A 21,768-nucleotide genomic window follows, 5' to 3' on the forward strand; every position below is an offset into this window, starting at 1 on the left:
CCTTACGCGGGCAGCGCGGTGGGCCGCCTTTTTGCGCGCCCCAGATACCATTCGGCCCAGATCATGTTCGGCACCCAGCACAGCCACGCCACGATGGGATAGCCGGTCTCGATCCCCACCGTGACCGCCAGCAGGGGCAGTTCCAGCCGCAGCGTGACGGCGGCAAAGGTCAGCGCCGCCGACCGGATGATCCAGCGCCGGTGCTGGACGATTTCGCCGCGCATCGCGTACCAGATCGCAACGGCGGTGGTGACGATCCACGCCGGGGCCAGAAGGCCAAACCCCCAGGCGGCCATAGGTCCGGCAGTGGTGTTGAGCGCCATCAACCCGCCCCCGATCCCCGCCAGAAGGATCGCCAGCCCATAGGCGCGCCCCATCCAGCGGTGCAGGGCAGGGCGCCGGCTGCGCAGCGTCCGGTTGAACTGGAACGGCAGAAGCATCAGCGCCAGCGATCCAAGGATGACATGGGCGAAAAACGCCACGGTCCGTTCCGTGGCGTGATAGGCGACATGGTTCATCACAACCTCGACCCCACCGGCCAGAAACCGGAACGAGGCCAGCGCGACACCAAGGCAGAGAAACCAGAACAGGAAGGATGAGAGGCGTGTGTAACGGGGCATGACAATCTCCAAAGCAAACTTGACAGTGTAAAGTTGTCTCGACGATAGCGTGATTCTTGACACTGTCAAGTTTGACGCTAATCTGCCTCAATGACCGATCAGACAACCATCCCCCGCCACCACCACGGCGACCTGCGTAACGCTTTGATAGAGGCTGGGATTTCTCTGCTGGAAGAGGGCGGGCTGGATGCGCTGACATTGCGCAAATGCGCCGCCCGCGCCGGGGTTTCGCACGCGGCGCCGGCGCACCATTTCGATGGGTTGGCCGGGCTGCGCACGGCGATTGCGCAAGAGGCTTTCGACAGATTCGCCGCCAGCATGACGGCGGCGGCCAAGGCCGAAGGCGACAGCCCGCGCGCCCGGCTGCGGGGTATCTGCCGGGGCTATCTTGAGTTCGGTCTGAAGCATCGCGGGCTTTTGGAGACCATGTTCGGGGTTCCCGCCGAAGACATCCTTCAGGAGGGCAACGGGCCCGAGGATGCGGCGTCTTACATGATCCTGCGCGACGCCTGCGCCCCTTTCGTCCCCGAAGGCACCCAGCCCGAGGTGATCGAGTTTCAGGTCTGGTCGCTGATCCACGGCTACACGCTGTTGTTCGTCTCGGGGCGGCTGGGCTGTTTGGCGCCGGAACGGATCGAGGATGGCCCGTTCGAACAGGTCATGGCGCTGCTCGACCGGGTTGGGGACACGACAGTGACTTGACCTTGCGCGGCTTTCCCGTCAGGTGAAGGGCAAAGCCGAAACGACGGGACCAAGGCCATGCTGACAGCCATTATCGACTATGAATCCGGCAACCTGCACTCGGCTGAGAAGGCGTTTCAGCGCATGGCGCGCGAGGTCGACGCGGGCGAGGTCGTGGTCACCTCGGATGCCGAGACCGTGGCGCGGGCCGACCGTCTGGTCCTGCCCGGTGACGGCGCGTTTCCCGCCTGCGCCGCCGAACTGCGCGGCCACAAGGGGATTTACGACGCCATGGTCGAGGCGGTCGAGCAGAAGGGCCGTCCCTTCCTTGGCATCTGCGTCGGCATGCAGCTGATGGCGACCACGGGCCACGAATACGAGGAAACCCCCGGTCTGGGCTGGGTCGCAGGCGATGTCGAGCGGATCACCCCCGCCGACAAGACGCTGAAAGTGCCGCACATGGGCTGGAACGACCTTGTGGTCGAACGCGCCCACCCGGTTCTTGAGGGGGTTTCAACCGGGGACCACACCTATTTCGTGCATTCCTACCAGTTCCACGTCGCCAAGGCCGATGACCGGATTGCCCATGTCGACTATGGCGGCGATGTCACCGCGATCATCGGGCGTGACACGATGCTGGGCATGCAATTCCACCCTGAGAAAAGCCAGGACGTGGGCCTGCGCATGATCGGTAACTTCCTGCGCTGGACGCCTTGAGGCGCAACCAGTTCAAATAGGTTTCCCCGGATCGCCCTGCGATCCGGGTCGCGCCCGACCCCGCCCCCAGGGCGGGCGCGATTTGATGTTACGTTTCAGTCAGTTGGAAGGTTGTCATACACACCGACCCTTGTCGCGCATTGCTAGGCGCCCACCCTCGGGGCCGGGCGCGACCTGTGTGCTGACTCAGCCGCGGCTGGCCTTTTCCGCGATGCCGCTGGTGCCTTCGCGCCGCGCCAGTTCCGCTTCGACCTCGGACAGCGTCACGCCGCGCGATTGCAGCATGACCAGCAGGTGAAACAGAACATCCGCCGATTCCGAGATCAGCCCCTCGCGGTCATTCTTCACCGCTTCGATAATGGCTTCGACCGCCTCTTCGCCGAACTTCTCGGCGCATTTCTCGGGGCCTTTCGCCAGCAGTTTCGCGGTCCAGCTCGCTTCCGGGTCGGCATCGGCGCGCTGGGCAATCGTGGCGGCTAGGTCGTGCAGGATGCTCATGTCAGCCTCATCGGGATACCGGCGGCGACCATATGGGCCTTGGCCTCGGCTATGGTGAACTCGCCAAAATGGAAGATCGACGCGGCCAGAACCGCCGACGCGCCGCCCTTGGTGACGCCTTCGACAAGGTGGTCCAGCGTGCCGACGCCGCCGGAGGCAATCACCGGCACGTCCACCGCATCGGAAATCGCCCGTGTCAGCGGCAGGTTGAACCCGGCCTTGGTGCCGTCGCGGTCCATCGAGGTCAAAAGGATCTCGCCCGCGCCTTTTTCGACCACCAGCCTGGCAAATTCGACGGCGTCGATGCCGGTCGGTTTGCGGCCGCCATGGGTAAAGATCTCCCACTTGCCCGGAGACACCGTCTTGGCGTCGATGGCCACGACAATACACTGGCTACCGAACTGCGCGGCGGCTTCGGCGACCACGTCGGGATTGGCGACCGCGGCCGAGTTGAACGACACCTTGTCCGCCCCGGCCAGAAGCAGACGACGCACGTCCGCCACCGTGCGCACCCCGCCGCCAACGGTCAGCGGCACGAAACATTGCTCGGCGCAGCGCTGCACCATGTCGATCATCACACCGCGGTTGTCGTGGGTGGCGTGGATATCGAGGAAACAGATCTCGTCCGCGCCCGCCGCGTCATAGGCGCGGGCCGCTTCCACCGGGTCGCCCGCATCGCGCAGGCCGACGAAATTCACCCCTTTGACGACGCGGCCATCGGCAACGTCCAGACAGGGAATAAGGCGTGTTTTCAACATCTTGTCAGGCTTTCTTGAGGCGACGCATGAACAGAAGCCACAGCGCGCCAACAGCCGCGAGCGGCCAGGAATAGGCAAAGTAACCGGCAAAGAAGACAAGGCCCACGATCACGATCTCAAACGTGGTCCCCTTCAGCGCGCAGCCCTCGGCCGAGACATGCATACAGCCCATCACCTCGACCGTGCCCCAGGAAAACAAAAGCGCAAGCGCAGGCAGAAGGCCGATGACCAGCAGTATCCAGGCCAGAACCTTCTGCAGCCGTCTCATGCTTTCATCACCGCCAAGGCCTCTTTCAGGTCAATGGCGCCATCATAAAGCGCGCGGCCGGAAATCGCACCGTTCAATTGCGCGCCGCAGGATTTGAGCGCGCGCAGGTCATCCAGCGACGACACGCCGCCAGACGCGATCACCGGGATCGACACCGCATTGGCCAGAGCCGCCGTCGCCTCGACGTTCGGGCCTTTCATCGCGCCATCGCGGTTGATGTCGGTATAGATGATCGCCGCGACGCCTGCGTCCTCGAAGGATTTCGCCAGTTCGGTGGCGTCGACATCGGTTTCCGTGGCCCAGCCCTTGGTCGCGACCCTGCCACCGCGCGCGTCGATGCCGACGGCAACCTTGCCGGGGAATTCCTTTGCGGCCTCGCGCACGAGGTCGGGGTTTTCGACCGCAACCGTGCCCAGGATCACCCGCGCCAGCCCCTTGTCGATCCAGCGTGCAATGGTGGCCATGTCGCGGATACCGCCGCCCAGCTGCGCTGGCACTTTGGTCTGTTCAAGGATCGCCTCGACCGGGGCGGCGTTCACCGGCTCTCCGGCAAAGGCGCCATTGAGATCGACCAGATGCAGCCACTCACAGCCCGCTTTCACAAACTCCAGCGCCTGCGCCGCCGGGTTTTCGTTGAACACGGTTTCCTGCGCCATGTCGCCATGGACAAGCCGCACCGCGTTGCCATCCTTGAGGTCGATTGCGGGGTAGAGGATCATCTGTTTTCGTTCCTGAATTTGTCCCCGCGACCTTTGGCATGGGTTCGCCGGAAATGCAACGTGACCCCAAGTTAGGGTTGATTGGAATCCGGTGCTGGCACAAAGTTTTTGGCAAATGCCAAGGGAGGGCACATCACATGAAGAAACTGGTTCTGGCCGCCGCCGGGCTGATCCTGAGCGCGGGCGTCTCGATGGCGGATCCCGCATTGGGTATCTGGAAGACCGAGGTCGATGACGGCTCTTACGCCCATGTCGAAATGCGGCAATGCGGGGCGAAGATCTGCGGCAAGATGATCCGAACCTTCGATGCAAATGGTGAATACAAGTCCAAGAACATCGGCAAGGACCTTGTGCTGGGCATGTCGCCCGAAGGCAACGGCCATTACAAGGGCGAGGTCTGGCGCCCGTCGAATGACAAGATCTATGTCGGCAAGATGGATGTCAGCGGCGACAAGCTGAAGCTGAAAGGCTGTGTTGCCGGGGGCCTCTTGTGTTCGTCACAGAACTGGACGCGCGTCAAGTAAGCCATTGACCTTGAATTGAAATTGACCCCGTCGCGCAACCGCGCGGCGGGGTTTTCCGTGTCAGAGCTTGGACGAGATCACACCCGTGGCGAACCCGCCCATGCGCAATTCGCCAAACAGCCGCTGATACTCGATCTTGGGACAGCGGTTCTGGATCACGTCGATGCCGCGTGCTTCTGCCTTGGCTGCGGCCTGCGCGTGTTCGACGCCGATCTGCATCCAGATGGTCTTGAGATTGGGGAAACATTCCAGCGCCTCGTCCACGATCGGCGGTACGGCGTCGGAACGGCGGAAAATATCCACCATGTCAACGGGTTCCGGGATGTCCTTCAGGCAGGCGCGGACGGTCTGTCCAAACAGGGTGGCGCCCGCGTGACCGGGGTTCACCGGGATAACGGTATAGCCTTTCAGCCCAAGATAACGCGCCACGTAATAGCTGGGCCGCACCGGGTTCATCGACACGCCCACCACGGCGATCACCTTGGTGCGTTTCAGAATCGATTTCAGATGGTCGTCGGAATAAGTCATGCGGACGACGCTAGCCCGAGTGACACGAAGAAAAAAGCGCCCAAGAAAAACTTGGGCGCGAGTCACGGAACGAGGGACAGTGAAGTGAAGCGCAAGAGTTCCGGTCCCGCGCTTCGTAAACTAGAGATAGGGCATCAGTTCCCGTTTTAAAGAGCCTGTCAAAAAGCTGTGAACGAAATGTAAACAAAGGCCGGCATCGGGCGCGGAATCTTGCGCTGATGATCCTTTTGGTTGTGCTAGAGTGGTCCGGCACACACGAAAGGAGATCGCCATGCCGTCCCGTCCTGATGACCTGCCCATCGCCATCTCTCTGCGCAACGTGAACGGTGTCGTTGGGCTGATTGCGCTGGGGCTTCCATTTGCGCTGATGGCGGTGGCAAAGCTTACCGGGGGATGTGTCCAGGATTCGATAAGCCATAATTATTATGCCGCGATCGGCGGGGACGTCTTCACTGGGGCGCTCATTCTGATCGGCACGATTCTGCTGTTGTTCTTCCACCCGGCCGCGCCCCGGCCCGACGGCTACCGCACCTTCACCAAATGGCATTGGCATGCGCTGAGGCTGGCGGGGCTGGCTGCGCTGGTCATTGCCTTCGCGCCGACCTCGGACCCCGGCTGTCCGGTGACGGCGGCGCCGCCCAGGGTGTTTGTCGACGCGGCAGGGGGACCAAGCTATGACCTCTGGGCCGCCTTCGGGATCGAGAACACGCTGGTCAGAAATCTGCACAACATTGGCGCCGCGGTGATGTTCCTCATACTGGGCATATTCTCGACCTTCGTCTTTACCCGCGTCCAATCGCATCGCTCGCTGCGCAGCGGGGCAGAGCCAAAGCCCGAGCGATTGACATTTGTCTGGAGCGGCAAACACACCACCAAGAAGGTGCGCAACACGATTTATGTGTTGTGCGGGCTGGCGATCTTTGCCGCCATTCTCGGGCTTGCCGTCAACAAGTTCTGGTGCCAGCCCGATACTGTATGCCGGGCGAAATGGAACAGTGCCGACGCGACCTATTGGCTTGAGGCGGTGGCGCTGTGGGCCTTCGGGTTCAGTTGGCTGGTCAAAGGGCGGTTCATCCCCTGGCTCAACGATCCCGAATAGCGGTTACGGCCGGGCGGCATAAAGCGCGACGGCGGCGGCGTTCGACACGTTGAGCGAGCCGAAATCGCGGGCGAAGTCGATCCTGACCAGCGCGTCGCAGGTTTCCTTGGTCTTGGGCCGCAGGCCCGGCCCCTCTGCCCCCAGAACCAGCGCGACGGCATGGTCGCGGCGGCCTTCAAGCGCCTGTTCGATGGTCTGGTCGGCCTCGCCATCCAGCCCCAGCACCAGATAGCCCATGCCCTGCAACTCGCGAATCGTATCGGCGAGGTTGGTCAGACGCAGATAGGGTTGGCGTTCAAGCGCGCCGCTGGCGGTCTTGGCCAATGCGCCGGTCTCGGGGGCGGAGTGGTGGCGGGTGCCGATCACCGCGCCCGCGCCGAACACTTCGGCCGAGCGCAGAATCGCGCCGACGTTATGCGGGTCGGTGACACGGTCCAGCAGGACAAGGCGCGGCGGGGTGTCGCCATCGCCCATTGCCACGTCCTCAAGCCGACCCCAGTTCAGTGGCTTCACCTCAAGCGCGGCCCCCTGATGCACCGATTGCGGGTCTAGCGGGGCGGGGAATTTGCGCGGGTCGGCCATCTCGGGCTCGATTCCCGCTGCTGCCACCGCATCGCCCAGCTTGTCGGCGGCGTTGCGGGTCAGGATCAGGCGCAGCTTCTCGCGGGCCGGGTTCATCAGCGCATCGCGCACCGCATGCAGGCCGAAAAGCCAGACGGTTTCCGCTGCGGCGGCCTTTTTTGCCTGTTCTTTCTCGACCACCCACTTCGGCTTTTTCATCACGTCGACCCCGGTTCCAAATCTCCTGACAGCAATGCGACGCCCTTGGTCCGGGTGCAAGGGATTTTCTTGTTGACGCCCCCGCCAAGCGTTCGTAAACAGCGCCTCACGACGCGGGCTTGCCCGCGTGGAAAGTGGGCGACAGGCCGCAAGGTGTGGCAGGGGACTGTAACTCCCTCGCGGAGACGCACGCCTGGTTCGATTCCAGGGTCGCCCACCACTTTCCCCCCTTCGAGAGAACAACACGACCCGCGCAAGACCTGTGCATGCGCGCGGCTTGACCCCGGCGTGAAAGACCTTAGGTTCGCCCGAAACCATAAACAGGTTAAGGACGCACCATGCCCTTTCTCACCCAAGATCAGCTTCTGGACCCCGACCTTCGCGGCCCGGCCATGTTCGGCGATCAGGCGGACCCGGCGAATCCCCCGCACAACCCGTTCAACGCGCTGGTGACGCCGCGCCCGATTGCCTGGGTGTCGACGGTGGACGGGCAGGGGGTGCGCAACCTTGCGCCCTATTCCTTCTTCAACGCGACGGCCTATGTGCCGCCGCAGGTGATGTTCGCCTCGACCAGCGCCAAGCCGGATCAGGACGGCACCAAGGATTCGGTGGCCAATATCCGCGAGACCGGGGTGTTCTGCATCAATGTCGTCGAACAGTCGGCGCGCGATGCCATGAACATCTCGTCCGGGGCCTATGACAAGGACGTGGACGAGTTTGCGCGCGCCGGGCTGAGCGTGGCCGAGTGCCAGACCATCACCTGCCCCCGCATCGCCGATGCACCGGCATCGCTGGAGTGCAAGCTGACCCAGATCGTGCAGCTGCCCGGAGAGGCGAATTTCGTGGTGCATGGTGAGGTAACGGGGGTTCACATCCGCCCCGACACGCTGCGCGACGGGCGGTTCGACGTGACCACGTTCCAGCCCCTGTCGCGGCTCGGCTATCGCGACTACGCGGTGGTCGAGAACGTCTTTACCCTGACCCGGCCCGACGACTGATCGCTCACGCCTGCTGGCTGCGCAGATAGTCCATGATCGCGGGGCGCACCGACTGGTCGCCGCGTTCCCGCGCATCGACGATGACCTGCCGCACCTCGGACAGGTTCGACCGGCGCAGCAGGCTTTTGACCGGACCGATCGACGCCGGACGCATCGACAGGTTGCGCAACCCCATTGCGGCAAGGCACAGCGCCTCGATCGGGCGTCCCGCGTCCTCGCCGCAGAAGGAAAGCGGCGTGCGGGTTGAATTGCAGCGGTTCACGATGCCTTCGAGGAAGGTCAGGAAGCTGACATTCAACGTGTCATAGCGGCGGCGGACCCGTTCGTTTTCGCGGTCGGCGGCAAAGAAGAACTGTTTCAGGTCGTTGCCGCCGATCGACAGAAAGCCGACCTCTTCAAAGAACTTCTGCGGCGCGAATCCGAGCGACGGGGTTTCCAGCATCGCGCCGACGTCCAGCGTCTCGGGCAGGGGGTGGCCAAGGATGCGCTCGCGTTCGACCGCCTTGTCCATCTCGGCCTTGGCCTGACGGTATTCGTCATATTGCGCGATAAACGGGAACATCACCGTCAAAGGCCGGCCATTGGCAGCGCGCAACAGCGCCTGAAGCTGCATCCGCAGAACACCCGGCTTGTCCAGACCCACCCGGATCGCGCGCCAGCCAAGCGCCGGGTTCGGCTCGTCCTGCGGGGTCATGTAGGGCAACACCTTGTCCGAGCCGATATCCAGCGTGCGGAACACCACGCGCTTGTCCTTGGCGGCATCCATGACGCGGCTGTAAAGCGCGGCCAGTTCGGTCCGTTTCGGCATCTGGTTGCGGATCAGGAATTGCAACTCGGTGCGGAACAGCCCAACGCCTTCGGCCCCGGATCCCTCAAGCGACGGCAGGTCGGCCATCAGCCCGGCATTCATGTAAAGCTTGACCTCGATCCCGTCCCTGGTCAGCGCGGGCTTGTCGCGGATCGAGGCATAGCGTTCCTGCGCCTGTGTCGCCATGGCGATCTTGTCGCGGAAGGCGGCGACGACGCTGTCCTCGGGGCGCAGATGCACGATGCCCTGATCGCCATCCACCATCACGTGGTCGCCGTTCAGGGCTTCGGTGGTGATGCGTTCGGCGTGGATCACCAGCGGGATCGCCAGTGCGCGGGCGACAATGGCAGCGTGGCTGCCGACCGAGCCCTCTTCCAAAATGATCCCCTTCAGGGACCGGCCATATTCCAGCAACTCGGCAGGGCCGATATTGCGGGCCACAAGGATAGGATCGGCGGGCATGTCGGCCCCGGTTTCCTTGCCTTGTCCGGTCAGGATGCGCAGCAGACGGTTTGACAGGTCATCAAGGTCATGCAGCCGGTCGCGCAGATAGGCGTCGGTGACCTGGCTCATCCTTGTGCGGGCAGCGGACTGTTCCTTTTCGACGGCGGCCTCGGCGGACAGGCCATTGCGGATGTCCTGCTCCATTCGCCGCATCCAGCCCTTGGAATTGGCAAACATGCGGAAGGCTTCCAGCACCTCAAGCTGATCCTTGTCGCCATTGGCGGCCCCGGCCAGCATCTGGTCGACACCCACGCGCAGCTGTTCGACCGCGTCATTGAGGCGTGTCAGTTCAACCTCGGGATCATCGGCCACCGGGTTCGACACCACGACGCGGGGTTCGTGCAGCCAGACATGACCCTCGGCGGCGCCTTCCTGCGCGCTGCTGCCCCGGAACATCACGGGTTGCTGGTGGCGCGCCGACAGGGCCGCGCCTTCGCCGACAAAGGCGCCAAGCTCGGTCATTTCGGCCAGCACCATGGCGACGACTTCCAGCGCATAGACCTCATCTGCCGAAAAGTCGCGCTTGTTTTTCGATTGCACGACCAGAACGCCCAGTGTTTCGCCCAGCCGCTGGACGGGCACGCCACAGAACGAGGAATAGATCTCTTCCCCGGTTTCCGGCATGTAGCGGAAGCCTTTGGCCGAAGGCGCGTCAGCGGTATTCACGATACGCTTGGTGCGCGCCACCCGGCCAACCAGACCTTCGCCAATCCGCATGCGGGTCTGGTGGACGGCCTCGGGATTGAGACCCTCGGTCGCGCAAAGCTCAAGCGTGTCCTCGTCCCGGAACAGGTAGATCGAACACACCTCGGTCCCCATGGACGAGGCGATCAGGTGGGTGATCTTGTTCAGCCGCGCCTGACCTGCTGAATCCTCGGCCATGGCGTCGCGCAGGCGACCCAGAAGCATGCGGCTGTCACTGTCGCGTCTTTCTGCCATCTCATCCCGTTGGTTGCGCGCCCGTTACCAACCAACCGCGAAAAGGGAATCGCGAGAGGTCCGCTCAGGCGGCCTTTTCCAGTTCAAAGGCATCATGCAGGGCTTGCACCGCAAGTTCCATGTATTTCCTGTCAATCAGCACGGAAATTTTGATTTCCGAGGTGGTGATGACCTTGATGTTGATGCCCTCGTCGCTGAGAACCTTGAACATCTTGGCCGCGACACCGGATTGCGAGCGCATGCCGATGCCCACGACCGACACTTTCGAGACGCCGGGATCGGTGATCAGCTCGGCATAGTTCAGCGCCTTGCCCTTGATCTCGGTCAGCGCGGCCTCGGCCCGTTTCACCTGGTCGATCGGCAGCGAGAAGGTCATGTCCGTGCGGCCCTCTTCCGAGATGTTCTGCACGATCATGTCCACGTTCACGCCAGCCTCGGAGAGGCAGCCGAAAATCGTCGATGCGATGCCCGGACGGTCGGCGACCGAAAGAAGGGTCATCTTGGCTTCATCGCGGCTATAGGCGACGCCTGAAACAACATTGCTTTCCATGATTTCCTCCTCGTCGCAGACGAGCGTACCAGCTTCGTCGGACTGTTCTTCAAAACTCGAAAGGACACGCAGCTTGACCTTGTAGCGCATCGCCAGCTCGACCGAGCGGGTTTGCAGGACCTTGGCCCCGAGCGAGGCCAGTTCCAGCATTTCCTCGAACGCGATCTTGTCCAGCTTGCGCGCCTTGGCGGTGATGCGCGGGTCGGTGGTATAGACGCCGTCGACATCGGTATAGATGTCGCAACGCTCGGCGTCGAAGGCGGCGGCAAAGGCCACGGCGGTCGTGTCCGATCCACCCCGTCCCAGCGTGGTGATACGGCCATCCTGCCCGATCCCCTGGAACCCGGCGACCACGGCGACGCGCATGCCTTCACCAAACTTGGCCATGATGTTCGCGGGCGGAATATCCTCGATCCGCGCGGCAGCATGGGTGTCGGTGGTCATGACCGGCACCTGCCAGCCCTGCCAACTGCGGGCGGGGATGTCCATTTCCTGCAGGGTCAGCGCCATCAGCCCGGCGGTCACGTTCTCGCCCGACGACACGACGGCGTCATATTCCCGCGCGTCATAAAGCGGCGAGATCTCGTCAACCCAGCCCACCAGCTCATTGGTCTTGCCCGACATGGCCGAGACGATGACAATCACGTCATAGCCCTTGGCCACCTCGACTCCGACACGTTTCGCGGCACGGCGGATGCGATCGAGATTGGCGACGGAAGTGCCGCCGAATTTCATAACGAGAACGGGCATGGTCTGTCCTTGGCGCTTTTGTTGCGCGCGGTTTAATGCGCCCGCAACGATGTTGCAAGCGGGGTCGGGTGTCGCAGGGGAAAAGAGCCTTCGCCGGACGCCCGGCGGCACGGTCGCGCCGGATGAGTATTTGGGCAAGAAAGAAGGCTCAGAGCGGGTGGGGGCGGCCGTCCCAGGTTTCGAAACAGCCCGTTGTGGCAAGCGACAGCACCTCGAAGCGGTCGATCAACCCGGCGGCGCTGTCTTCGACGGTGATATCCGCCGCGCCGCCGCCCATGTCGGTCTGCACCCAGCCGGGATGGTAGATGCCGACGGCGATTCCGATCTGGCGCAGGTCCGAGGCCAGGTTGCGGCCCAGATTGAGCGCCGCCGCCTTGGAGGCGCGATAGATATAGGAGCCGCCGGGCGCGCGGGTGTTCGATCCCATCTGGGACGAGATGATCGCGATCTTGGGGTCGGCAGACAGTTGTAGGTTGGGCAAGAGCGACTGCACGGTCAGGAACACGCCGGTCACGTTCACCGCAAAGGTCTGGGTCCAGAGGTCGGGCGCGAACCCGTCAGCCAGACCCTGTCCCTTGTCGAGATAGACCCCGGCGTTGCAAACCAGAAGGTCGACCGGAACACAGTCCAGTTTCCGGGCGAGGGCCTGTTGCTGGGCTTGGTCTGTCACGTCCAGTTGCACGGCGTCGCCGCCATGCCGCGCGGTGCCGGTCACATCGTCGCCGCGCGCACGAAATGCGGCGTCCAGCGCCTGACCTATGCCCCGGTTGGCGCCTGTGATCACCACATGCATCGCCTGTCCCTTCAGTTGCTCTTGCGGGCTGGCCGGAACGGAAGCGGCGCGACGGGCACGCCATCCTCGATCAGGGCCTTGGCCTCGTCCGGTTTGGCTTCGCCATGGATGGCGCGGGCCGGAGTCTCACCCAGATACATCGAGCGCGCCTCGGATGCGAATTTGTCGCCCACATAGTCCGAGTTCTCCTCGACGTGGCGGCGCAGCTTGGCCAGCATCGCCTCGGCGTCGGTCTCGGGCGACGAAAGCGGGCGGTCCGGTTGATTGTCCGCAGCCGGCGTCGTGGCGGCGTTTCGTGCCGGGCGGACGCGCGGCGCCATCAGCGATTTCTCGACCCTGGTGGATCCGCAATCGGTGCAGCTGACCATGCCGGCGGCGTGCAGCTTGTCAAACGCCTCGCCGGATTTGAACCAGCTTTCGAACCGGTGGTCATTGTCGCATTTCAGCGTGAATCGGATCATCTCTCATGTCCGGGTTGTTGGTCGAACAAAGATAATCGCGCCGGGGCGGGCAATCAAGCTAACGCAGGTGACGCGGATCGAAACTGCGCAGAATTTGCGACAGTTCCGGTTCACGGACCTTGGCGGCGGCTTTCTTGGGTGAAAACCACTTGCGCCGCCGTTGCCCGGCCTCGCGGAAGCTGGTCAGCAGTTTCTTGGCCTTGACCGGGTACACCATGACAAGGCAGGGCAGGTCGCGCCTGTCTTCGAAGGTTTTGAAATAGGAGTAGATCCCAAGGCAGACATCATGGGCCTTGCCCTTGACGCCACCTTCCTCAAACGCTTCCTGCAGCGCGGCTTCGGCCGGGGTCAGCCCGTGCATCGGCCAGCCCTTGGGGATGATCCAGCGTTTCGAGGTGCGGCTGGTGATCAGCAGGATTTCGGGTTTGTCATTGTGAATACGATAGACCAACGCGCCGAACTGGGTGCGCACATCGGTCTTGCGCGCCGTTTTCAGCGTGATGGGACGTGGTCTTGGTATCTGGAGGGTCACTTGCCGCACCTGCCAAAATCTGCCCGTGTTGTTCTTGTTGCCCGCAAGTGTAACCGAGGCCGGGGGGCGCGCCAAGGCCGGGCGCGGCATTTGGTCGGGTATTGAAACGCAAAAGCGGCGCCACAAGGGGCGCCGCTTGTCGTTTTTTCAGGCCGTTTTTTAGGCCGATTCTTCAGGCGGATCGCCTCAGACGTGGTTGTCCTTGGGCAACGAGCCCTTGGAATGACCCGCCATGCCGCCCGAGACCTCTTCCGTTGCCTCGTCCGACAGTTCCTCGGGCAGGATCAGGTTCAGCACGATGGCGATCAGCGCGGCGGGCAGGATGCCCGAGGTCGCCAGCACCTTCAGTGTGCCGGGCAGGTATTGCAGCGCGCCCGGTTCCAGTTGCAGGCCCAGACCGAGGCTCAGCGAGATCGCGAAGATCACCATGTTGCGGCGGTTCCAGTTCACATCCGACAGCATCGACACACCGGCCGAGGTCACCATGCCGAACATCACGATCACACCACCGCCGAGGACCTCGATCGGAACGGTCGAGATAATGGCGCCGATTTTCGGGACCAGCCCGCAAAGGATCAGGAACAGCGCGCCGATGGTGACGACGTGGCGGCTCATGACGCCGGTCATGGCGATCAGGCCGACGTTCTGGCTGAACGAAGTGTTGGGAAGCGCCCCGAACAGGCCCGATACGGCGGTGCCCAGACCGTCGGCAAAGGTCGCGCCCTGGATTTCCTTGTCGGTGGCTTCACGGCCCGCGCCGCCCTTGGTGATCCCCGACACGTCGCCCACGGTTTCCACCGCCGAGACAAAGGACATCAGGCAGAAGCCGATGATCGCGGCGACCGAGAACTCAAGCCCGAAATGCAACGGGTTCGGCAGGGCAAAGCTGGCTGCGCGCCCGACGCCGCCAAAGCTGACCATGCCCATGAGGAAGGCGACGATGTAACCGGCGATCAGGCCCAGCAGCACGGCCGAGACCGAGATCATGCCACGGGCATAGAATTTCAGCCCCAGCGTCACGATGATCACCACACTGGCGACAAACCAGTTCTGGGCCGAACCGTATTCCTCGGTCCCGATGGCGGGCACACCCCCGGCGGCATACTGAATGCCGACCTTGACCAGCGCCAGACCGATCATGGTGACCACAAGGCCGGTGACAAGCGGTGGCAGGGCAAAGCGGATCTTGCCGATGACAAGGCCAAGGCAGGCATGGAACAGGCCGCCGACAAGGATACCGCCCATCAGGACGGCAATCGCGTCAACGCCCTTTCCTGCAACCAGCGGGATCATGATCGGGATAAAGGCAAAGCTGGTGCCCTGCACGATGGGCAGACGCGCGCCTGCCGGACCTATGCCGATGGTCTGGATCAGCGTCGCGACGCCGGCAAAGAACATCGACATCTGGATCATATAGATCATCTGCGGGAAATCGGGTGAGTTCGAGCCAAAGCCGAACCCGGCCGCGCCGCAGACGATGATGGCGGGGGTGACGTTCGAAACGAACATCGCCAGCACGTGCTGGATGCCCAGCGGCACCGCCTTGGCCAGTGGTGGCGTGTAATTGGGGTCTTTCAGCTGCTCAGCTGTCCCTATGGAAGTGTCAACCATACGCGTTTCTCCTTGTTGTATGGGGATCTTGCCGCTTCTTTGGTGGCGGCTTCGATGGGTGAGGCCGGGCGCGTCATGCCGCCCGTCCGGTCAGGCGCGAACAACCGTGTAAGGGTGTTCGAACCAGAATTCCTCCAGGTTTGGACCGTCGCCGATGCGGTCGATGACGGCAAAAAGGCCGGGGGTCTCCAGCGGGGTCAGAACCCCGTGCCAGGTGTTGCGGTGAAAGTTGATGCCCTGTCCCGGCCGGGTCAGGAAGGCCAGCGGTGTGCCCGGTTTCCCGTCTTCGTCTGGCGCAACGATGACAAGGAACGAGGTCTCGCTCATCGGGATGAACGCCTGAGAGCCATCGGGGTGCCGTTCGACCATGTCGAGCGTATAGGGCAGGGCGCGGGGTTTGGCGTCAAACAGGCTGATCCCGGCCTTGCCCTCGCTGAAATCCATCGCGGCAAGGTCGTGGTGACGACCACACATGCCCTGATTGATCAGCTTCGTGGGCGCGTCGCGCAATTCGATCACATCGCCAAAGGGGGCGAAGGCGGCGGCGGTGAGAGGGTGGGCAGCAATGGTTTTCATGATACCTCCCCGGATCGCATGCGATCCGGGATGCGCCCGACCGCCCCCAGGCGGGCGCATTCTGCTCCCGCCTCGGTCCGGCGCATCCCTGCTGTTTCGCGCAAACTCACGGCAACAGGTCCATCAGGCGGAACTCGGCGATCCGTTCGACCTGTTTGCAGGCCTCGGCGAATTCGGTTTCGGTGTCGTGGTTGATCCGGCGTTTGAAGGCGGCAAGGATCGACGCCTTGTCATGGTCACGCACCGCTATGATGAAGGGAAAGCCGTGCTTGTCCACATACTCGGTGTTGAGCGCGGTAAAGGTCTCGCGTTCCTCATCGGTCAGCATATCAAGCCCTGCACCCGCCTGTTCGGAGGTGCTTTCCGCCGTCAAACGTCCCGCCGCCGCCAGTTTCCCGGCAAGGTCGGGGTGGGCGGTCAGAACGCCCAGACGTTCGGCACGCGACGCGCTGCGGAACATCCGCGCCAGCGCGTTATGCACGCCTGCCGCGCAGTCATGGGCGGGGCCAAGCTCCAGATCGAAGGCGCGCTCGGCAATCCACGGCGAATGCTCGAAGATCGAGCCATAGGCGGCCACGAATTCCTCGCGGCTCATCTGGCTGGGACGGGTGCGGCGCTGATGCGGATGAGTCTTGGCCCAGTGTTCGGCGATGTCGATGCGGCGCGGGGTCCAGACCCCGTCGAACCCGGCGATATAGTCCAGAAACCGCTTCAGCCCGGCAATCTTGCCCGGACGCCCGATCAGGCGGCAATGCAGACCGATCGACATCATCTTGGGGGCGCCGTCGGTGCCTTCGGCATAAAGCGTGTCGAACGCGTCCTTGAGATAGGAATAGAACTGTTCACCCGTGATCCAGCCAGGGCTGGTGGCGAAGCGCATGTCATTGGCTTCCAGCGTGTAGGGAATGATCAGCTGGTCCCGGTCCCCGACCTCAAGCCAATAGGGAAGGTCGTCGTCATAGGTGTCCGAGACATAGTCAAACCCGCCTTCCTCGGCGACAAGGCGCACGGTATTGGCGCTGCAGCGCCCGGTATACCAGCCGCGCGGCCGTTCGCCGACAACCTCGGTGTGCAGGCGCACGGCCTCGGCAATGGCGGCGCGTTCCTCGGCTTCGGGCATGTCCTTGTGTTCGACCCATTTCAACCCGTGGGACGCGATCTCCCAACCCGCCGATTTCATCGCGGCAAGCTGTTCGGGGCTGCGGGCAAGGGCCGACGCGACGCCATAGATCGTCAGCGGAATACCCGCCCCGGTGAACAGACGGTGCAGGCGCCAGAACCCGGCCCGCGCGCCGTATTCATAGATCGATTCCATGTTCCAGTGGCGCTGACCCGGCCATTGCGCCGCGCCGGGAATATCGGACAGGAAGGCCTCGGAGGCTGCATCGCCATGCAGCACGCAATTCTCGCCGCCTTCTTCGTAATTCAGGACAAATTGCACCGCGATCCTGGCGTCGCCGGGCCAGTGAGGGTGGGGCATATCTGGTCCATGCCCCCGCATGTCACGACTATATCTTGTCATATGTGTTCCCGTGTCACGTTTATTTGGTTCTAACCCAAAATAATCGCCAAGACTTTCCTGAAATTTTTGAAAGAGCTATTCGCGCCGCCCCCGTGACGAATGGCATCAGATGTCGGATAAAGAGACGGAACGCTGACAAATGAGGCATTTCATGGCCGGATACCTGACCACCCATGTGCTTGATACTGCCCGCGGCTGCCCGGCCGAGGGCATCCGAATCGCGCTGTTCCGCATCAAGGACGGCGCCCGGGAAAAAATCGCCGAAACCGTGACCAATGACGACGGCCGCACCGATGCCCCGATTCTACCTGCGGGCGACTTCGCGACCGGCACGTATGAGCTGGTGTTCTTCTGCGGCGACTATCTGCGCGCAACCGGGCAGGCGGGGGATAACCCGCTGTTTCTGGACGAGGTGCCGCTGCGCTTTGGCATGAGCGACCCAGAGGCGCATTACCACGTGCCGCTGTTGCTGTCGCCTTACGGCTATTCGACCTATCGCGGGTCCTAAACCGGGCCGCCTTCGGCGAGAGTATTTGGACAAGAAAGAAGGGCGCGGCTCAGGTCGCGCCTTTTTGCCGTTGTGCCAGCGCCTGCTGGATGCGACCGGTCATGAAGTCGATGAACAGCCGGGTCTTGGGGTCCTGGTGGCGACGGTGGGTATAAAGACAGGCCATCTGGATCGGAATCGGCGGCGTGTCGGTCAGGATCGGCACAAGCGCGCCCGATGACAGGTGTTCGGCAATCTCGAATACCGGCTTCAGGATGATCCCGTGCCCGTCCAGCGCCCAGCCCGTCAGCACGTCGCCGTCATCGGATTCAAACGGGCCTTTCACCGCGATCTTGCGGATGCCTTCCGGGGTCTGCAGCGGCCATTGGAATTCGGGCGCGCCGGGATAGCGCAGGTTCAGGCAGTCATGCGCGCCGGTCTCAAGCTCGGCCGGTTTCTGCGGCGTGCCCCGCGCCGCCAGATAGTCCGGCGCGGCGCAGATCACGCGCGGACAGTCGGCAATCTTTTTCATCCGCAGGTTTGAATCCTCGGGCACACCAAGGAAAAACGCCACGTCCAGACCTTCGGCCGTCAGGTCAAGCTTGCGATCACTCAGCCGCAGCCGCACGTCGATCAACGGGTATTCCTGTTTGAATTCAGGCACATCCGGCGCGATCAGGCGGCGCCCGACCCCAAGGGGCGCGGCCACGAACAGCGTCCCGCGCGGGGATGACGTCACCTGATTCACCGCGGCCTCGGCCTCGTCAATGGCTTCAAGGATGCGGCAGGCGCCTTCGTAAAAGATGCGCCCCTGCTCGGTCGGGTTCAACTGCCGCGTGGTGCGCTGGAACAGGCGCACATTGAGATAGTCCTCAAGCTGCGAGATACGCGACGACGCCACCGCCGCCGAAATGCGTTGATCGCGGGCAGCGGCGGACATATTGCCCAATTCATAGACACGGACGAAGGTGCGGATATTGTCGAAATAGCTCATTCTTTGATTTTTTTTGAAGCTGTTCGGGTTTTTTCCAAGATAGAAGATAATCGCGACGCTTGCTAGCGTGTCAGGAAGGAATAATCGAAGGGGAGAGCCAGGATGTTTGAACTTGCCATCATGTGGGATTGGGTCGGGTTTGCCGTGCGCTGGCTGCATGTCATCACCGCCATGGCCTGGATCGGGGCGTCGTTTTACTTCATCGCCCTGGACCTGATGTTGAAACCGGCGGCGCACCTGCCCAAAGGCGCCTATGGCGAGGAATGGGAGGTGCATGGCGGCGGCTTCTATCACACGGTCAAATACCTGGTGGCGCCCTCGGAAATGCCCGAACATCTGACCTGGCACAAATGGCAGAGCTACACGACATGGCTTTCTGGCGCGGCGCTGTTGATGATCGTCTACTGGGTCGGCGGAGAGCTGTACCTGATCGACCAGAACAAGGCGGAACTGGCCCTGTGGCAAGGCATCCTGATTTCCGCCGCCTCGCTGACCATCGGCTGGCTGGTCTATGATGCCCTGTGCAAATCGCCGCTGGGCGAGCATCCCACCGTGCTGATGCTTTTGTTGTTCGTACTGCTGGTCGCGATGGGCTGGGGCTATAACCAGATTTTCACCGGCCGCGCGATGATGCTGCACTTGGGCGCCTTCACCGCGACGATCATGACCGCAAACGTGTTTTTCATCATCATGCCGAACCAGCGCATCGTGGTGAAAGACCTGAAGGAGGGCCGCACGCCGGATCCGAAATACGGCAAGATCGCCAAGCTGCGTTCGACCCATAACAACTATCTGACCTTGCCGGTAGTGTTCCTGATGCTGTCGAACCATTATCCGCTGGCTTTTGCGACGGAATACAACTGGCTGATCGCGGCGCTGGTGTTCCTGATGGGGGTCACGATCCGGCATTTCTTCAACTCGATGCACGCGGGGCGCGGCATGCACTGGTGGACCTGGGCGGTGACCGCGATCCTGTTCATCTGCATCATGTGGCTTTCGACCGCATCCCTGGAACAGTCGGATTATGACACCGAAGAGGCCCGCGCCTTCACCCCGGCCGAGGCGGTTTATGCCGAGGCCGCGGGGTTCGACGAGGTCAGCGACATCATCCTGGGCCGCTGTTCGATGTGCCATGCGCGCGAACCGGGCTATGACGGCATCCACCGCGCGCCCAAGAACCTCTTGCTGGAAACCCCGACCGAGATCGCAGCCGCCGCGCGCGACATCTATCTTCAGGCCGGGCGCTCCGAGGCGATGCCACCTGCCAATGTCAGCTGGATGGAGCCCGAAGAACGCGCCGCCATCGTGCGCTGGTATCGGGACGCGAAAGGCTGACTTCCGCAAATCCCCGTGAAGGGCGCGCGGCGGGCTTGTTCTGCCGCGTTTGCGATTCTAGGCTTGGTCCAAATCCATCTGACCCTTTCGGGAGGGAGTTTTTATGAAGCGATTTGTTCTGGGCCTGACGGCGGCCGTGTTCTCGGCATCGATGGCGATGGCGGCCGGGTTGGAACTGACCCCCGCCAATCCGCAGCCCAAGGTCCGCAGCGGGTTGAGTGTCAGCTATTCGCTCGGTGCGCGGCCGCGGTCGATCAGCCAGGCCAGGGCCGAGTTCTCGGGTCAGCCGGGCAAGACCCTGCCGGGGCTGCAATGGCCGGATCAGGGCAAGGGCGCGAACGTGATGACCTCGGACGTCTATGAGAGGATCAGCGCCAAGATCTCGGGCTACATCAAGTTCGACAGTGCGGGCGACTATGAGCTTGAGTTCTATGCCAATGACGGGTTGCGCGTCGAAATCGGCGGCCAGCGTATCACCACGATCGACGGAATCGGGCCGTGCCGCAGCGCCGGACCCAAGACCGTGAGCGTGCCGCAGGCGGGCTGGTACAAGTTCGATGCCTTCTATTTCCAGAAAGAGGGCACCGCCTGTCTTGAGGCGGAATGGGCGCGGGCCGGCGGATCCTATCAGCTGATCCCGGACAGCGCGTTCGGCCACTGAGTTACCGGCAGATCCCATTGATCGGGGCCTCGTCCCAAGGCAGCAATATGTCATTGGGGCGGGGCAGGGTGTCGATGGGGATCGCCTGTGCGATCAGCCGCCTCATGCGGCCCGTGCGCGGGGCCTGCGGGTCCAGCACGGCACAGCAGATATATTCCTCGACAATGCTGGCCTGCTGCTCATAGGCATAGTCAAGGAACGGCGTTTTTGTTTCCAGATCAAACAGATAGGGGTCGTCCATGCCCCCGTGTTCCCGCGCCGCGCGCCACGGGGTATAGCCCGTGACGTCGCGGTTCTGCCATTGCCAGACATGGATCAACTCGTGCCCGAACAGCATGGCGGCGACAAGGTTCATCCGCTGGGGGTAGTCGCGCATATAGTCGTCGGTGGACCAGTTGGGCGCGAAATGCATCCGGTTCTGGAAAACCACGGCGGCGGCTGAAACGGTCACGGTGTCGGTGGTGGGTTCGGGGATGATCCGCTCACGGCAGGTCAGACGCGGCCGCGTCTCGCGCTGGCGGGTGGTGACGGCCAGGGGTGCGTCGCGGTGGATGCGGATTTTCGCGGTGTCGAGCGTGTCGCCGGTCAGGTCGGCGGCAAAGGCGGTCTCGGTCGGCGTCAGGGGCCGTCCGCAGGAGATCAGGGTGAGGCAAATCAGGAAAAGAACCGCGCGCATGAGCGGAGCCTAGCAGGGCGCGGCGGGGGATCAAGTGCGCCCGCTAGTCAGATGCCATCAGTATTTGGCCATTGTAAAGTAAACGCGTTGTACGTTTGCGCTTGGATCCGGGAGTTGATGCGAGCTGAGTATGATCCATCCCTTTTCAATTAGATCGCTCACCTCTTTATCATCAGTGAAACTTACGCCGTATCTGTGAAGTATTGTTTTTAGCTCTTTTGGCTTGTGGACCTTCATTTGCTACCTCTTGAGTTGATTAAATGGCCTATCTAGAACCCGACCCCAAATTTTGGTCAACTATTTTTTGAGTGATCGGTCGATAATTTCCGAGAGTTTTTGGCAATGCCTTCAAGGGCGCTTGGATTTGACGTACTCATTG

The 21,768-nt window shown here is 62.5% G+C and carries 25 protein-coding genes and 1 tRNA gene; 9 read left to right on the forward strand and 17 right to left on the reverse strand.

Features of this window, described 5'->3' with window-relative positions:
• Positions 1-2 precede the first annotated feature (2 nt).
• Entirely contained in the window at positions 3-620 is a 618-nt protein-coding gene (locus JQ863_RS08730; protein WP_204113902.1) for a DUF2306 domain-containing protein, read from the reverse strand.
• Positions 621-710: 90 nt separating this feature from the next.
• Between JQ863_RS08730 and JQ863_RS08735 the strand changes: the two genes are divergently transcribed.
• Both JQ863_RS08735 and hisH read left to right on the forward strand, forming a co-directional pair.
• Complete coding sequence (locus tag JQ863_RS08735) at positions 711-1,322, forward strand: TetR/AcrR family transcriptional regulator (RefSeq protein WP_204113903.1); 612 nt, start codon at positions 711-713, stop codon at positions 1,320-1,322.
• 57 nt (positions 1,323-1,379) lie between these two features.
• A complete protein-coding gene (gene hisH, locus JQ863_RS08740) occupies positions 1,380-2,018 on the forward strand; it encodes an imidazole glycerol phosphate synthase subunit HisH (RefSeq protein ID WP_204113904.1) in 639 nt (212 codons plus the stop codon).
• Positions 2,019-2,204: 186 nt separating this feature from the next.
• Here hisH and JQ863_RS08745 read toward each other — a convergent pair whose 3' ends face one another.
• From JQ863_RS08745 to hisA, 4 genes are read right to left on the reverse strand one after another with little or no spacing between them, the layout of a single operon-like run.
• Positions 2,205-2,516, reverse strand: coding sequence for a phosphoribosyl-ATP diphosphatase (locus JQ863_RS08745; protein WP_204113905.1), 312 nt, complete (start codon positions 2,514-2,516; stop codon positions 2,205-2,207).
• On the reverse strand, positions 2,513-3,274 hold the full coding sequence (gene hisF / locus JQ863_RS08750) for an imidazole glycerol phosphate synthase subunit HisF (protein ID WP_204113906.1): 762 nt from the start codon (positions 3,272-3,274) through the stop codon (positions 2,513-2,515). Before hisF ends, JQ863_RS08745 begins: the two co-directional genes overlap by 4 nt.
• Positions 3,275-3,278: 4 nt before the next feature.
• Entirely contained in the window at positions 3,279-3,542 is a 264-nt protein-coding gene (locus tag JQ863_RS08755; RefSeq protein WP_204113907.1) for a hypothetical protein, read from the reverse strand.
• Positions 3,539-4,261, reverse strand: coding sequence for a 1-(5-phosphoribosyl)-5-[(5-phosphoribosylamino)methylideneamino]imidazole-4-carboxamide isomerase (gene hisA, locus JQ863_RS08760; RefSeq protein ID WP_204113908.1), 723 nt, complete (start codon positions 4,259-4,261; stop codon positions 3,539-3,541). Before hisA ends, JQ863_RS08755 begins: the two co-directional genes overlap by 4 nt.
• A 137-nt stretch (positions 4,262-4,398) precedes the next feature.
• Between hisA and JQ863_RS08765 the strand changes: the two genes are divergently transcribed.
• Positions 4,399-4,785, forward strand: coding sequence for a DUF2147 domain-containing protein (locus JQ863_RS08765; protein ID WP_204113909.1), 387 nt, complete (start codon positions 4,399-4,401; stop codon positions 4,783-4,785).
• Between the two features lie 60 nt (positions 4,786-4,845).
• On the opposite strand, the gene JQ863_RS08770 is transcribed toward JQ863_RS08765, so the two are convergent.
• Positions 4,846-5,313, reverse strand: coding sequence for a CoA-binding protein (locus JQ863_RS08770; RefSeq protein ID WP_204113910.1), 468 nt, complete (start codon positions 5,311-5,313; stop codon positions 4,846-4,848).
• A gap of 271 nt (positions 5,314-5,584) precedes the next feature.
• Between JQ863_RS08770 and JQ863_RS08775 the strand changes: the two genes are divergently transcribed.
• Positions 5,585-6,412: a hypothetical protein gene (locus JQ863_RS08775; RefSeq protein ID WP_204113911.1), complete on the forward strand. Its 828-nt coding sequence runs from the start codon at positions 5,585-5,587 to the stop codon at positions 6,410-6,412.
• A gap of 3 nt (positions 6,413-6,415) precedes the next feature.
• Here the strand turns inward: JQ863_RS08775 and rlmB are convergent, their stop codons facing one another.
• Positions 6,416-7,192, reverse strand: a complete 777-nt coding sequence (gene rlmB / locus JQ863_RS08780) for a 23S rRNA (guanosine(2251)-2'-O)-methyltransferase RlmB (RefSeq protein WP_204113912.1) — start codon at positions 7,190-7,192, stop codon at positions 6,416-6,418.
• A gap of 136 nt (positions 7,193-7,328) precedes the next feature.
• On the opposite strand from rlmB, the gene JQ863_RS08785 reads away from it, so the two are divergent.
• Positions 7,329-7,412: transfer RNA gene (locus tag JQ863_RS08785), tRNA-Tyr, on the forward strand.
• A 172-nt stretch (positions 7,413-7,584) separates the two neighbouring features.
• Positions 7,585-8,190: a flavin reductase family protein gene (locus tag JQ863_RS08790; RefSeq protein WP_204115109.1), complete on the forward strand. Its 606-nt coding sequence runs from the start codon at positions 7,585-7,587 to the stop codon at positions 8,188-8,190.
• Positions 8,191-8,194: 4 nt separating this feature from the next.
• Here the strand turns inward: JQ863_RS08790 and ptsP are convergent, their stop codons facing one another.
• From ptsP to puuE, 8 genes are all read right to left on the reverse strand, one after another.
• Positions 8,195-10,441 (reverse strand): phosphoenolpyruvate--protein phosphotransferase, encoded by a 2,247-nt coding sequence (gene ptsP, locus JQ863_RS08795; protein ID WP_204113913.1) that lies wholly within the window; start codon positions 10,439-10,441, stop codon positions 8,195-8,197.
• 64 nt (positions 10,442-10,505) lie between these two features.
• The gene (locus JQ863_RS08800; RefSeq protein WP_204113914.1) at positions 10,506-11,741 is read right to left on the reverse strand and encodes an aspartate kinase; all 1,236 of its coding nucleotides are present in this window, start codon (positions 11,739-11,741) and stop codon (positions 10,506-10,508) included.
• Positions 11,742-11,889: 148 nt separating this feature from the next.
• Positions 11,890-12,534, reverse strand: coding sequence for an SDR family oxidoreductase (locus JQ863_RS08805; protein ID WP_204113915.1), 645 nt, complete (start codon positions 12,532-12,534; stop codon positions 11,890-11,892).
• 11 nt (positions 12,535-12,545) lie between these two features.
• Positions 12,546-12,995: a DUF1178 family protein gene (locus tag JQ863_RS08810; protein ID WP_204113916.1), complete on the reverse strand. Its 450-nt coding sequence runs from the start codon at positions 12,993-12,995 to the stop codon at positions 12,546-12,548.
• A 58-nt stretch (positions 12,996-13,053) separates the two neighbouring features.
• A complete protein-coding gene (locus JQ863_RS08815) occupies positions 13,054-13,527 on the reverse strand; it encodes an NUDIX hydrolase (protein WP_338055504.1) in 474 nt (157 codons plus the stop codon).
• 186 nt (positions 13,528-13,713) lie between these two features.
• Entirely contained in the window at positions 13,714-15,138 is a 1,425-nt protein-coding gene (locus tag JQ863_RS08820) for a uracil-xanthine permease family protein (RefSeq protein WP_204113918.1), read from the reverse strand.
• A gap of 90 nt (positions 15,139-15,228) precedes the next feature.
• On the reverse strand, positions 15,229-15,714 hold the full coding sequence (locus JQ863_RS08825; protein WP_204113919.1) for an ureidoglycolate lyase: 486 nt from the start codon (positions 15,712-15,714) through the stop codon (positions 15,229-15,231).
• Between the two features lie 106 nt (positions 15,715-15,820).
• Complete coding sequence (gene puuE / locus JQ863_RS08830) at positions 15,821-17,236, reverse strand: allantoinase PuuE (protein WP_204113920.1); 1,416 nt, start codon at positions 17,234-17,236, stop codon at positions 15,821-15,823.
• A 151-nt stretch (positions 17,237-17,387) separates the two neighbouring features.
• Here puuE and uraH point away from each other — a divergent pair, with 151 nt between their 5' ends.
• Entirely contained in the window at positions 17,388-17,744 is a 357-nt protein-coding gene (gene uraH, locus JQ863_RS08835; RefSeq protein WP_204113921.1) for a hydroxyisourate hydrolase, read from the forward strand.
• 49 nt (positions 17,745-17,793) lie between these two features.
• On the opposite strand, the gene JQ863_RS08840 is transcribed toward uraH, so the two are convergent.
• On the reverse strand, positions 17,794-18,717 hold the full coding sequence (locus JQ863_RS08840; protein ID WP_204113922.1) for a LysR family transcriptional regulator: 924 nt from the start codon (positions 18,715-18,717) through the stop codon (positions 17,794-17,796).
• A 102-nt stretch (positions 18,718-18,819) separates the two neighbouring features.
• On the opposite strand from JQ863_RS08840, the gene JQ863_RS08845 reads away from it, so the two are divergent.
• Positions 18,820-20,052, forward strand: a complete 1,233-nt coding sequence (locus JQ863_RS08845) for a urate hydroxylase PuuD (protein ID WP_204113923.1) — start codon at positions 18,820-18,822, stop codon at positions 20,050-20,052.
• Positions 20,053-20,155: 103 nt separating this feature from the next.
• Positions 20,156-20,713, forward strand: a complete 558-nt coding sequence (locus tag JQ863_RS08850; RefSeq protein ID WP_204113924.1) for a PA14 domain-containing protein — start codon at positions 20,156-20,158, stop codon at positions 20,711-20,713.
• Position 20,714: 1 nt separating this feature from the next.
• Here JQ863_RS08850 and JQ863_RS08855 read toward each other — a convergent pair whose 3' ends face one another.
• A complete protein-coding gene (locus JQ863_RS08855) occupies positions 20,715-21,389 on the reverse strand; it encodes a hypothetical protein (protein ID WP_204113925.1) in 675 nt (224 codons plus the stop codon).
• Positions 21,390-21,768 lie beyond the last annotated feature (379 nt).

It is taken from the genome of Shimia biformata, from assembly GCF_016888515.1.
Lineage (GTDB): Bacteria > Pseudomonadota > Alphaproteobacteria > Rhodobacterales > Rhodobacteraceae > Shimia_A > Shimia_A biformata.